This window comes from Sporosarcina sp. QA0331 (genome assembly GCF_055808055.1).
The window spans coordinates 328,338-340,659 of the sequence record NZ_CM147850.1 but is presented as its reverse complement, the minus strand read 5'-3'; the positions used below and the strand labels follow the sequence as shown (position 1 = coordinate 340,659).

The following is a 12,322-nucleotide window of genomic DNA, read 5'->3' as shown; positions in this document are numbered from 1 at the left end:
CTCAGACTGTTGACAAGCGCTCGCATTCTTCGTTGCTTGGATTCGTTGTAAGCTCATGAACTAAAGTTCTATTCGCTTCCGCCTCATCCTGCGCGCCTCGACTGACAAGCGCTTTCAATCAGTCTGAGGAACGCACCAAAGAATAATGAGATTGTCTACAATATTAGACTGCCACTGAGCAATCCCTTCCTACTTCAATAGTAAGAAATGATGTGCTAAACAGCTGTGTGATTACTGAAATTGTCTAAAAAAGGGCATACGTATCCCGTTGACGGTAATTTCATGAGTAATCGCACATGAAGTGGCTAAATATTCCAGTAAACTTTCACGTGCATACACAGTGTCCAACATCATTCCTCACCTCCGTCCGATTTATAGTAAGAATAGTTTAGCATGAATGTTTCGTTTTCACAATTGAATTTTTCTACATTTCAGGATTCGCGACAACGCCCATGAACAAAACAACTCCTGTTTCATCATCGGTAATCGCAAAGAAAAACGGTCGGTTCACATCCATGACGAATGGGTCGTCTACAGGCGCAGAAGTAGTGTCCACTTGAATACCTGTCACAGCAGCTGCTTCGGTTCCTTCTTCATTCACATCGATATATGTTTTTTGTTTAACTTTGCTAATGAACAGCGAAGCATCACCTTCAACCATCTTGCTAAAATCTGCATTACCAGAGAATGCGCTTACCATGCCGAGGGCTTCCAGTGCATCATTTAGTTCCGTTTCATACGACATTTTGAACTTCGGAAGAAGAATCGTTCCACGCGTGCTATTCATCCCCGATTGAATTTCTTCCCATTTACCATTTGTTAAAGTACTTTGAAATACATCTAAACCAACGCCTTCATTCGGCAAGATGACTGTCATGCTCATTTCGCCATCCGCATACGGCAGTTGAATGGCTTGGAATTCACTGTTCGCCATGTACAATAACTTCTCCTGCAACTTCATGAAAGATACTTCTTTATCAGTTCCGTCATTGAGATAGAACGCTTTATCATTAGTCTCTTTTTTATCAAATGGATATGTCCAATCTCCTTTGAAATAAATGGCGTTCAACAGCATCGCAACTAGATTATCATCCAACGGTTCATCGACCATTTTGTCGATTTTGCCATTTGTCGCTTTTTTCACCCAGTCATTGATTTGTTTTGGCGAATCATTGCTCGTAATGTCAATTTCCATGATTTTCGCGTTGAAATAATCCTTTGATTGATTAGCAAATCCGTCTTGAAACTTATATTGGTCGTTTAGCCAAATGGAGTTGGCGACTTGAAGTTGAATGGCGTCGTTGTCTTTATTCAGCATCGTCATAAAGGAGGCATTTGCTTTATTCAGGTCTATCGGGTCTATCCCTTCCATTTGTAAAGCTTTCGAGATTTCTTCCTTCGTCACTCCGTCCGCGCCGTTATAAACCATCGCCAGCGCCATCATTAGACTCGTCGGAGAAATGAACAGATTACCGTCATCATCCGCTTCGATTTCTTTTAGTAACTTGAAGCCCAATTCGTTGTTCGGTTCAACGATTGTTTCATAATCCATTTCTCCAAATTCAACTCCTTCAGCAATTTGAAGACTGCTTTGATTAGTACTTGTTCCACAGCCCGTCATAGGCAGCAATAGGATCATTCCAATAAGTGAAGCGGTAAATTTCCTTTTCAAATGAATCACCGTCCTTGTAAACGTAGACTTCATCGGGATGGAAAAGGTTACAAGAAACATGCCTGCTTCTATATTTTCAAGCTAATTGATTTCCCTTTCTAATTTCTCCGTATATGTACTGATTTCTTCTTTGCCCGCTTTCTCGACAAAGAAATGATCGCCAATTGTGATTGTCGCTTTTCGGCATTTCCAAATGTCTTTCAAATTCGCTGGCCCTTTATATGTGACCGGAACAATCGGGACTCTTGCCAGACCAGCTATGGTGACGGCTCCGCGCTTTGCTGGGGCACCCTCTGCTGTCCTTGTTCCACTTGGAAATATCCCAACAATTTCTCCGGACTTCAGTAATTTTATAGGCTTTTTAATACTACTAGGTGACGGGTTTTCACGGTCAATTGGAAAAGCTTTAATGTTCGTTAAGAAAGCAGCAACTATTTTTATTCTAAAGAGTTCCTTCTTTGCCATGAAGTGAATCGGTCGAGGCAATGAAATACCGAGCGCGATAATTTCCAACCATCCTCGATGTGCACACGTAATTACGTATCCCCCATTTTCAGGTAGTTTGTGTATATTCTTTAATTCGATTTTGATAATGATGAAAAAGATGAACTTTGCCAATGCGGCTGTTAATTTATACATGTTGCCCTCCCGTTATCATCAACATTTAGTACCTGGTACTAATTATAAACTAACTACATTATTTTACAACTAACCAGGCACTTATCCCGCTTGTATGATCGAAAAAATCCACGTTTACCTTCAAAATTGACAGGTACTTTTTGCGGTTAAATGCAACAAATTTAATTGAATATAAACCGTCATCGTACCAAGAAGAACGGAACTTCATCCTTCCTCCACTTATAATAATTAGACTTATTTATATATTTAATCTTCAACAAAACTAATAAACTTAGTTGACATTATTTTTAATCGTGGTAAAGTTGTAAGCAATTCAAATTTCATACAAAATTTCTTATCAAGAGAGATTGAGGGACAGGCCCTATGACATCTCGGCAACGGTTTTTTTAAACTACGTGCCAATTCCTGCAAACAGTTTTCTGTTTGGAAGATAAGAAGAGAGAAGCTTTTTCATATTCTACAAATTTAGTAGAAACGCCTTCTTTTTTCATATCTTCTTATAGATATGGAAAAAGAAGGCGTTTTTATTTGGAGGGGATTTTATGATTACATTCGAAAATGTATCGAAAACATTTGTTGTCGGAAACAGGAAAGTCGAAGCAGTCAAAAAGGTGACATTTGACGTTGAGGAAGGCGATATTTTTGGCATTATCGGATTCAGCGGGGCCGGAAAGAGCACATTGATCCGACTTGTCAACGGCCTGGAACGTCCGACTGAAGGGAAAATTCTTATCAAAAAAACTCCCTTGCATGAACTGAAGCCTAAACAGCTTCGGGGAGTGCGCAGAAAGATCGGAATGGTATTTCAAAACTTCAATCTCTTTTCTTCCCGCACTGTGGAACAAAATGTCGAATACCCTTTGAAACTATCAAAGGTACCTAAAGCAGAACGGAACGCAAAAGTGAAACAACTTCTTCAATTCGTAGGTCTTGCGGATAAAGCGAAAAGTTATCCCGAGCAATTATCAGGAGGGCAAAAACAGCGTGTCGGCATTGCCCGCGCACTTGCAACAGACCCGGAAATTCTGCTATGCGACGAAGCGACGTCCGCACTTGACCCGAACACGACGCGTGATATTTTGAATCTATTGCAAAAAGTGAATCGGGAATTAGGGATTACAATCCTGCTGATCACACACGAAATGCAGGTTATCCAATCTGTCTGCAACCGTGTTGCCGTAATGGAGACGGGGATAGTTATTGAACAAGGCGAAGTGTTCGAAACATTTACCAATCCTCAGCATGCAACGACAAAAGAATTCATAGCCGCCACTGAACAAAGCTTGCCCTCCCCTCAACTGCTTAATGAATGGCGGGCAAAAGGCGGAACCACTTTGTACCGCATCATTTTCAAAGGGGAACGGGCAAGCGACCCTATTTTATCAACAGTTACTCGAAAGCATCAAATTGATTTCAATATCATTTACGGTTCTATCCGGGAACTGCAGCAACAGTTTTTTGGCAATCTAGTCGTTTCATTCGAAGGAAAAAATGATGCAGTGACAGCTTGTATCCAGGAATTGAAAGATATCGTGGACATTGAGGAGGTGAATACAAATGAAAGTTAATTGGGAGACGTTTTGGATTCGTATTGTAGAGGCGACCGGTGAAACGATTACGATGGTTTTAGGAACTTTGGTTTTTAGTTCAATTATCGGGATGGCATTAGGCATTCTTCTGTTTACCACAAGAGAAGGAAATATACTTGAAAATCGGTTCATTTCAGGTTTACTAAATTTCTTTATTAACATCATTCGTCCGATTCCTTTCATCATTTTGCTTTTCGTTCTTTCACCTGTTACACGCGAAGTGATTGGAACGACGATCGGGACGGCGGCTGCCATTTTCCCAATGACGATTGCTGCATCGTTCGTTGTCGCAAGAGTCGTCGAAAACAACTTGATCAGTATCGATCCGGGTGTCATCGAAGCTGCTGAAGCAATGGGAGCAAGTCCGCGCCAAATCATTTTCACAGTATTGATCCCTGAAGCGCTTGGACCACTCATCCTTGGATTGACTTTCGTTACGGTCGGTTTGATCGACTTTTCAGCTGTTGCAGGGACAGTTGGCGGTGGCGGATTGGGCCACGTTGCGATGACGCATGGCTACCAACGATTCGACAGTTCAGTCATGTTTGTTACGGTCGTTATTCTGATTATTCTTGTTCAGTTTGCGCAATGGATCGGAAACTTCTTATCTAAGAAAGTGATGCGCCGTTAACAAATTCAAATTGAAACATTTTTAAATAAAAAACAATTGGAGGATTCACTATGAAAAACATTATTAAATCACTTGGAATTCTTTTACTGCTATCCATTCTTGCTGCCTGCGGTAATAATGGATCTGCTAACGATGATGTTGTAGTAATTGGTGTTACTGGAGCAGACGGTGAGCAGTGGAATGTGCTAAAAGAGTTGGCGAAAGAAGAAGGCATTACAATTGAGTTGAAAGAATTCGCGGACTACACATTACCGAACAATGCGCTTGCCAATGGCGACATCGATTTGAATTCATTCCAGCATATCGCATTTTTAAGTCAATTTGCTGAAGAGAACAATGTTGATATCGTACCGATTGGTTCAACTGTTATCGCTCCGCTCGGCATTTATTCCGATAAGCTTGACGATATTTCCGACATAAAAGAAGGCGACAAAATTGCGGTTCCCGATGACCCTTCTAATTTAGGACGTGCTTTACGATTATTGGAAACTGCAGGCCTCATCAAATTAAAAGAAGGCACTGGACTTTTCGGAGATACAACATCCATAGAAGAGAACCCTAAAAACTTGGAAATCATCCCTATGGTTGCGCAACAGACGCCCCGTGTACTACAAGATGTTGCAGCATCCCTTATCAACAACGGGATCGCTGGACAGGCCGGGTTCAATCCTATTGAGGATCCAATCTTTTTGGAAGATGGCGACAGTGAAAACGCCTTACCTTATGTGAATGTCTTTGCAGCACGTGCGGAGGATGCACAAAACGAGACGTATTTAAAAATCATCGAGCTTTACCAGTCTGAACAAGTGAAGAAAGCAATTGAAGAAGAAACGAATGGCGGCTCAATTTTATTGAACATACCGCAAGATCAGCTAATCGATACATTCGAACAATTGAAGGGGGAAGAGTAAATTGACGACGACAACCAATCAAATCCATTCATTTTTAACGGAAAATCGTGCACGCTTTGTTGAAACGAGCCTATCGATCCACGCCAACCCTGAAATCGGAAATGAAGAGTATTTTGCCTGTGAGCAATTAACGACTTTGCTTCGCTCCGAAGGGTTCGAAGTGGAAACAAATGTTGCAGGTCACGAAACCGCGTTTTACGCACAGTTCTCAAGTTCGAAACCAGGTCCGACAATTGCTTATTTGGCAGAATACGATGCCCTGCCAGGAATCGGCCATGCTTGCGGACATAATATTATTGGAACGACGAGTGTCGCCGCTGCGATTGCACTTTCCAAAGAACTTGAATCTACTGGCGGAAAAGTGGTCGTCCTAGGAACTCCTGCAGAAGAAGGCGGTCCAAACGGCAGTGCCAAAGGAAGTTTCGTCCGCCACGGTTATTTAAGTGATGTAGACGTTGCATTAATGGCCCATCCTTCCGGAAAAACAGGCGTAACGTCAAACTCGTTAGCTGTCGATCCATTGGATTTCCATTTTTACGGCAAGCCAGCCCATGCTTCAGGTGCACCCGAGCATGGCATTAACGCACTTGACGCAGTCATATTACTCTTCAACGGTATTAATGCACTTCGTCAACAATTCCCGCAAGATATCCGTGTGCACGGCATCATTACACATGGCGGCGAAGCGCCGAACATAATTCCCGAATATGCTTCAGCACGGTTTTTCATTCGCGCGTCCACTTGGAAACGGACAGAAGAAATCGCGGCAAAAATACGGAATATTGCAGAAGGTGCCGCACTTTCTACTGGCGCTACTGTCAAAATCGAACGCTTTCAAAATGAAGTGAAAGATTTCGTCATTACAGACGCACTTGATCAAGCAGTGAAAAACAACCTCGAATCTCTTGGGGAAATCGTCTATACTGAAAAAAGAAAAGGTCTTGGATCGACAGATGCAGGAAATATCAGTTATGAAGTGCCTACTGCCCATCCTTATATTAAAATTGGTGATGATGATTTGATCGGACATACTGTACCGTTCCGCGAAGCAGCCAAATCTGATCGCGGTATGGAAGCGCTCCTGATCGGCGCAGAAGCGCTTGCAAAAACAGGGCTTGACTTACTGACAGACGCAGCACTTTTAAGCGAAGTTAAAGTAAGTCACGCGCAAGCATTGGAAGCAAAATCACATCAGTAAACATAGCAAACCGGACAACACTTTCCATTCGTGTATTGTCCGGTTTTTTAATGCATATATACCCCATGTAAAATAGAGCAGAATAAAAAGAACAAAAACGTAGAAAGGCTTCCTCCTTGAAGTCTTTCAGCAAACGCAACCTCTCAAAGGAATATATTAGCCAGTCTCATTTACAATTCATTCAAACGGCCATTCCGGCAGCATATGGCTTAACTTTTTATCCTCACGGTAGCCTAATACATATTCCGCTTGCATGATCGTATGGATTTCACGTGTTCCTTCGTAGATGACCGGCGCTTTCGAGTTACGCAGGAAGCGTGCGACCGGATATTCATCCGAATAGCCGTACGCGCCATGGATTTGGAAAGCGTCGTCCGCTGCTTTATTGGCAAAATCACATGCTTGCCATTTAGCGAGGGACGTTTCGCGTGTGTTACGCAGTCCTTTATTCTTCAACTCGCCTGCACGATAAACAAGGAGGCGGCTCATTTGGTAGCCTGCTTCCATATTAGCGAGCATTTGCTGGACGAGCTGGTGCTTGCCGATCGGCTTGCCGAATGTTTCGCGCTCGTGGCAATACTTCACGCTTTCCTCGATGCAGCCCATAATCAATCCGACTGCGCCTGCCGCCACTGTGAAGCGTCCGTTATCGAGTGCGGACATCGCGATTTTGAACCCTTCGCCTTCCTCGCCTAACAAGTTTTCTGCAGGGATGCGCATATCTTCGAAAAATAATTCGCCCGTATTGCCCGCACGGATACCGTATTTCCCTTTGATCGCTTTCGATGAAAAACCTGGTGTCGTGCGCTCGACGATGAATGCGCTAATGCCGTGATGCTTCTTTGATTTATCCGTGTATGCGAAGACGAGGAAATGGTCTGCAACGTCGCAAAGAGAAATCCAAGTCTTTTGCCCGTTGATGACGTATTCATCCCCATCGCGCACTGCGGTCGTCGCCATCGCTGCAACGTCGGAGCCCGCGCCAGGTTCCGTTAGCCCAAATGCACCGATTTTTTCACCTTTCGCTTGTGGGACCAAATATTTCTGCTTCTGCTCTTCGGTTCCCCATTGCATGAGCGTCATGGAATTCAAGCCGATATGGACGGAAACCGCCGTCCGGAATGCCGTATCCCCGCGTTCCAGCTCTTCGCAAAGGATCGCGAGAGAGTTATAATCCATCCCGCTGCCCCCATATTGTTCAGGAACACAGACACCCATGAACCCTAAGTCCGCGAGCTTTTTCCAAATGGCCGGATCGAATCCGCCCTCCGCATCCCATCGCTGGATATGCGGCATGATCTCCTCATCTACGAATTGACGTGCCGTCTTGCGCAGCATTTGTTGTTCTTCTGTGAACATAAAATCCACTTCCCCAACCCCTTTCCCTTACTAGCTATTACACATGAGCTTCCTGTGTTTTCACTGTTTCTCCAATGACAACTCCGCGCTTTTTCATCTCTTCGATATATTGTTCTCCTGGGACGATTTCTTCCGGTGGATGAACGCCGCGTTTCGTAATTGTCCCGTTGCCAATCATTTGGGCGACGATCGAGATTGTGTTCGCTGTTGCACGGGCCATCGCCGTTTCATTCACCGACAGATCCTTTTTCGTCACTAAGTTATATTCATACGTCGCTGGCATTCCGTGCGCTTCGCCGCTCACAATGACTCGAAGAAGGACGGCATCAGACTTGTCGCCCAATCGTAATTGCGGGGAAAGCTGTTCACGCATGACATCACGGACCTTCACTTGCTTATCGCCTACTGTTACTTTATTGTCGCGCGACAATAAGCCGAGATCGACAAGCAATTGGAACTTTTCAGCATGCCCTTTATAACGGATTGTCTTATACTCCAGCGTCTGTACGTTCGGGAATGTCTTCGTCAACGTTGACGTACCGCCTGACGTATGGAATGCCTCCAATTCACCGAATTCATCAAAATGGATCGTTTCCACTTCGGATAATGAAGGAACCTCCATCAGCTGTCCATTTCGGATAACGTGGGACGGGTCAGTATAATGATCGAAGACCCCTTCCAGTGAGAACACTACATTGTAATTAAGCGGAGGCTCCGGCTTTACAGGTATCCCGCCTACGTAAAGCTTGATGCTTTCCACCTTGTCAAGTTTGCTCGCCCCGTAGCCTGACAAAATGTTGATCATTCCCGGCGCCACTCCAAGATCCGGAATGATCGTTACGCCTTTCGCTTCGGCTTTTTCTGCCAACTCCAATACTGCATCAGTCGCACCGCCGATATGTCCGCCAAGATCGATGGAATGGACGCCGATATCAACAGCAGTTTTCGCAACCTTTTCATTGAACGTGTAGAACAGCGCATTAATGACGACATCCCCAAGCGCCATCACTTCCTGCAGCTGAAGATCATTCGTCGCATCAAGCTGCAAGAGATCCAATTTGTCGGACATGAGCTGCTCTGCAAAATCTTCCGCCGCTCTTAGATGCAAGTCCGCCAAATACACTTTCGTCACATCATCACTTTTCACTAGATCGCGTACTGCCTCTTTCCCCATTAAGCCTGCTCCTAGTACAACCACTTTCATATGAACATCCCCTTTTACCCAAGATTATCCCGCATTAACTGGCTGTAAGCCCCCCTGCTAGGGGGCAACAGCCAGTAATTGCCCGATTGGTTCAACTAACAATCAGTGGAAAAACGTCACTGATTGAAGTTTCACTTTAGTCCGTGTCGATTTGCGCCCGTTGCAGTTTTCCACTGAAATCGACGTAAATGCTCTTCCACTCTGTGAATACGTCAAGCGCAGCAACACCTGAATCGCGGTGTCCATTACCAGTTCCCTTCGTTCCCCCGAATGGAAGATGGATTTCCGCTCCCGTCGTTCCTGCGTTCACATAGACGATTCCCGTATCGAGATCCCGTTGAGCTCGGAATACTTTATTCACATCCTGCGAGAAAATGGAGCTGGACAAGCCATAAACGACGCTGTTGTTCACTTCGACCGCCTCGTCCAAGCTTTCGACTTCAATGAGTGACACGACCGGGCCGAAGATTTCCTCCTGCGCCAATCGGCTATCCCATTTTACATCTGTGAATAAAGTCGGTTCGAAGTAATGGCCTTTCTCAAAGTCGCCATCTGTCAGTACATTTCCCCCTGCCAACAGCTTCGCGCCTTCTTCTTTCCCGATTTCCACATAGCTTTGGATTTTCTCCAATGCCTTTCCGTTGATGACCGGCCCGATTTTCACAGACTCGTCCAACCCGTCCCCAATCGTCAAATGCTTCATTGACGCTAATAATTTCGTTTCCAACTCTTCCTTTACATCTTTATGCACGATGACCCGGCTGCATGCGGTGCATCGTTGGCCCGCTGTACCGAACGCGCTCCAAAGGATTCCTTCCACCGCCAGGTCGATATCCGCATCATCCATGACGATGACCGCATTTTTTCCGCCCATTTCAAGCGACACTTTCTTCAAATGACGGCCTCCCGTTTCCGCAACATGACGGCCTGTTTCCGTTGATCCTGTGAATGAAATGACACGGACGTCCGGATGCTCGATCATCGCAGTGCCGACTTCTGATCCCGATCCGAATACGATATTGGCAACACCCGCCGGCAGCCCTACTTCTTCGAAAATCTTCGCCATTTCATACGCCATCATCGGCGTTTCCGTAGCCGGCTTCCAAATGAATGTATTCCCTGCAACGATTGCCGGGAATGACTTCCACGTCGCAATTGCCACCGGGAAGTTCCAAGGCGTGATCAATCCGACGACCCCGATCGGTGCACGGACGCTCATCGCGAATTTATCCTGCAGCTCAGAAGGAACTGTTTCCCCAAACAGCCTCCGACCTTCTCCGGCCATATAGAAAGCCATGTCGATCCCTTCCTGTACTTCGCCGCGGCCCTCTTCGATCACTTTCCCCATTTCACGCGTCAACACTTGAGCCAAATGCTCTTTTCGCTCCTTCATAAGATTGCCGATTGCATATAAGTAATCTGCCCGCTTTGGTGCCGGAACGAGCGCCCATTTTTTCTGCGCTTCCTTCGCCGCCTTCACAGCCAAATCCACGTCTTCACTCGTCGATAAACGCACTTGCGCCAGCTCTTCCCCGTTTGCCGGATTCGTGACAGCTGTATATTTCGCACCCCCGCTATCCTGCCAGGAACCTCCGATAAAGTTGTTTAATTGCATGTCCTCATTTCCCCTTTCCAACACGTACTTTTTGAAACCGCTTACAGTCTATCTATTTCGACATTATCCTTCCGAATTCCTTCTTTTATTTAAATTAATTATGGAAAAACCCACTAAAATTAAGCTTCAAAATCGAGTAGGAGGGAGTGATTAACTCCCGACCTCTCACACCACCGTACGTACCGTTCGGTATACGGCGGTTCAATTAAGATTGATAACGCAAGTCTTCGTAACGAGATATCAGACTTTTAAGCCCTTGGGAACTCCAATACGGGTCCCCAAGGGTTCTGTGTAGTATCGGACTTTTAGATATTCTCCAGTAACTTTTACGTGAATTGCCCCATTCATATGCTTTTCCCCTCGGGACGCCTAGTCCAATGAGTTTTCTCACCTTTGTACTTGGTTTCTTCCAGTTCTTCCACATACACATTCGTAGTCTTCTTTTAATCCACGAGTCAAATTTAATAAACACACTTGGCGTGTCAGCCAGTGCGAAATATCCACACCATCCCATCAGATATTGATTAAGTTTCTTGATCCGGTATTCCATCGCATAAGGTATCTTCCTTGAAGTGATTTCACGGATTTTGTTCTTCATTCGCTTCACACTTTCCTTGGCAATGCGAACCTTCGGTTCCTTACCACTTGTGAAACTAAAGCCAAGAAACTTCCTTTTCCATGGACGGTCAACTGCGGACTTATTCAGGTTCACTTTCAACTTAAGTTTACCTTCAATAAATGAAGTGATGGAGCTCATGACCCGATTACCTGCTTTCTGTGTTCTCACGTAGATATTGCAGTCATCGGCATATCGGACAAACTTATGCCCCCTCTTCTCCAATTCATTATCAAGTTCATCAAGGACGATGTTGGAAAGGAGTGGACTCAAAGGTCCTCCTTGCGGAGTCCCTTCTTCACTCATTGTCACGATACCATTTATCATGATGCCCGATTTGAGATATTTACGGATTAATCTAAGAAGATGTTTATCTTTGATTCGTTTCGCAAGTGTCCCCATGAGTCTGTCATGGTTCACTTTATCAAAGAATTTCTCCAAGTCGATATCGACAACCCAGCGATTTCCCTCCTGTATGTACCCTCTTGCTTTTCTGACTCCATCGTGAGCACTTCGATTAGGACGAAATCCATAACTATGGTCTGAGAATGTCGGGTCATATAGAGAAGTTAATACTTGGGCTATCGCCTGTTGGATAAAGCGGTCTATCACGGTAGGGATACCTAATAGACGCACACCCCCGTCAGGTTTCGGGATTTCGACCCTGCGGACAGGTTGCGGTTCATAGGTTCCCTGAAGAAGTTCCATTTTCATGGATTCCCAATGTTCTAGGATGTGCTTCCGTAGGTTTTGTACGGGCATTTCATCCACACCGTAGCTTCCTTTATTGCGCTCCACCCGTTTCAGGGCAGAAAGCAGGTTTTCACGTGACAGTATTCGCTCCATCAACATGCGTTACGCCTCTTTCCGTGAACAACGGTTCTTCTT

11 protein-coding genes and 1 riboswitch are annotated in these 12,322 nt (G+C 45.0%); of the genes, 4 read left to right on the top strand and 7 right to left on the bottom strand.

Annotated features, from left to right (window positions below; genetic code table 11):
* Positions 1 to 231: 231 nt before the first annotated feature.
* The 3 genes from AC0L13_RS01755 to AC0L13_RS01745 all read right to left on the bottom strand — a co-directional run bounded on the left by AC0L13_RS01755 (position 232) and on the right by AC0L13_RS01745 (position 2,311).
* A complete protein-coding gene (locus AC0L13_RS01755) occupies positions 232 to 351 on the bottom strand; it encodes an RAxF-45 family protein (protein ID WP_473646809.1) in 120 nt (39 codons plus the stop codon).
* Positions 352 to 424: 73 nt separating this feature from the next.
* Positions 425 to 1,672, bottom strand: a complete 1,248-nt coding sequence (locus AC0L13_RS01750; RefSeq protein WP_473643334.1) for a serpin family protein — start codon at positions 1,670 to 1,672, stop codon at positions 425 to 427.
* A gap of 81 nt (positions 1,673 to 1,753) precedes the next feature.
* On the bottom strand, positions 1,754 to 2,311 hold the full coding sequence (locus tag AC0L13_RS01745; RefSeq protein ID WP_473643332.1) for a lysophospholipid acyltransferase family protein: 558 nt from the start codon (positions 2,309 to 2,311) through the stop codon (positions 1,754 to 1,756).
* 331 nt (positions 2,312 to 2,642) lie between these two features.
* A riboswitch (SAM riboswitch) is annotated at positions 2,643 to 2,748 on the top strand.
* 105 nt (positions 2,749 to 2,853) lie between these two features.
* Between AC0L13_RS01745 and AC0L13_RS01740 the strand changes: the two genes are divergently transcribed.
* From AC0L13_RS01740 to AC0L13_RS01725, 4 genes are read left to right on the top strand one after another with little or no spacing between them, the layout of a single operon-like run.
* Entirely contained in the window at positions 2,854 to 3,879 is a 1,026-nt protein-coding gene (locus AC0L13_RS01740; RefSeq protein WP_473643330.1) for a methionine ABC transporter ATP-binding protein, read from the top strand.
* Positions 3,869 to 4,531, top strand: a complete 663-nt coding sequence (locus AC0L13_RS01735; RefSeq protein ID WP_473643328.1) for a methionine ABC transporter permease — start codon at positions 3,869 to 3,871, stop codon at positions 4,529 to 4,531. Before AC0L13_RS01740 ends, AC0L13_RS01735 begins: the two co-directional genes overlap by 11 nt.
* A gap of 50 nt (positions 4,532 to 4,581) precedes the next feature.
* On the top strand, positions 4,582 to 5,442 hold the full coding sequence (locus AC0L13_RS01730; protein ID WP_473643326.1) for a MetQ/NlpA family ABC transporter substrate-binding protein: 861 nt from the start codon (positions 4,582 to 4,584) through the stop codon (positions 5,440 to 5,442).
* A 1-nt stretch (position 5,443) separates the two neighbouring features.
* Positions 5,444 to 6,640, top strand: coding sequence for a M20 family metallopeptidase (locus AC0L13_RS01725; RefSeq protein ID WP_473643324.1), 1,197 nt, complete (start codon positions 5,444 to 5,446; stop codon positions 6,638 to 6,640).
* A gap of 177 nt (positions 6,641 to 6,817) precedes the next feature.
* Here the strand turns inward: AC0L13_RS01725 and AC0L13_RS01720 are convergent, their stop codons facing one another.
* The 4 genes from AC0L13_RS01720 to ltrA form a co-directional block, all read right to left on the bottom strand.
* Positions 6,818 to 8,008, bottom strand: coding sequence for an acyl-CoA dehydrogenase family protein (locus AC0L13_RS01720; RefSeq protein WP_473643322.1), 1,191 nt, complete (start codon positions 8,006 to 8,008; stop codon positions 6,818 to 6,820).
* 28 nt (positions 8,009 to 8,036) lie between these two features.
* Positions 8,037 to 9,203 carry a saccharopine dehydrogenase family protein gene (locus tag AC0L13_RS01715; RefSeq protein ID WP_473643320.1) on the bottom strand — a complete coding sequence of 389 codons (1,167 nt, stop codon included), beginning with the start codon at positions 9,201 to 9,203 and terminating at the stop codon, positions 8,037 to 8,039.
* A gap of 136 nt (positions 9,204 to 9,339) precedes the next feature.
* Positions 9,340 to 10,818, bottom strand: a complete 1,479-nt coding sequence (locus AC0L13_RS01710; RefSeq protein WP_473643318.1) for an aldehyde dehydrogenase family protein — start codon at positions 10,816 to 10,818, stop codon at positions 9,340 to 9,342.
* 205 nt (positions 10,819 to 11,023) lie between these two features.
* On the bottom strand, positions 11,024 to 12,286 hold the full coding sequence (gene ltrA, locus AC0L13_RS01705) for a group II intron reverse transcriptase/maturase (protein WP_473640407.1): 1,263 nt from the start codon (positions 12,284 to 12,286) through the stop codon (positions 11,024 to 11,026).
* Between the last annotated feature and the right edge of the window lie 36 nt (positions 12,287 to 12,322).

Bases quoted from the DNA above. Each gene is read 5' to 3' on its own strand.
- ltrA (WP_473640407.1), bottom strand. From the start codon at position 12,286: ATGTTGATGGAGCGAATACTGTCACGTGAAAACCTGCTTTCTGCCCTG.
- AC0L13_RS01710 (WP_473643318.1), bottom strand. From the start codon at position 10,818: ATGCAATTAAACAACTTTATCGGAGGTTCCTGGCAGGATAGCGGGGGT.
- AC0L13_RS01740 (WP_473643330.1), top strand. From the start codon at position 2,854: ATGATTACATTCGAAAATGTATCGAAAACATTTGTTGTCGGAAACAGG.
- AC0L13_RS01755 (WP_473646809.1), bottom strand. From the start codon at position 351: ATGTTGGACACTGTGTATGCACGTGAAAGTTTACTGGAATATTTAGCC.
- AC0L13_RS01745 (WP_473643332.1), bottom strand. From the start codon at position 2,311: ATGTATAAATTAACAGCCGCATTGGCAAAGTTCATCTTTTTCATCATT.
- AC0L13_RS01735 (WP_473643328.1), top strand. From the start codon at position 3,869: ATGAAAGTTAATTGGGAGACGTTTTGGATTCGTATTGTAGAGGCGACC.
- AC0L13_RS01730 (WP_473643326.1), top strand. From the start codon at position 4,582: ATGAAAAACATTATTAAATCACTTGGAATTCTTTTACTGCTATCCATT.
- AC0L13_RS01715 (WP_473643320.1), bottom strand. From the start codon at position 9,203: ATGAAAGTGGTTGTACTAGGAGCAGGCTTAATGGGGAAAGAGGCAGTA.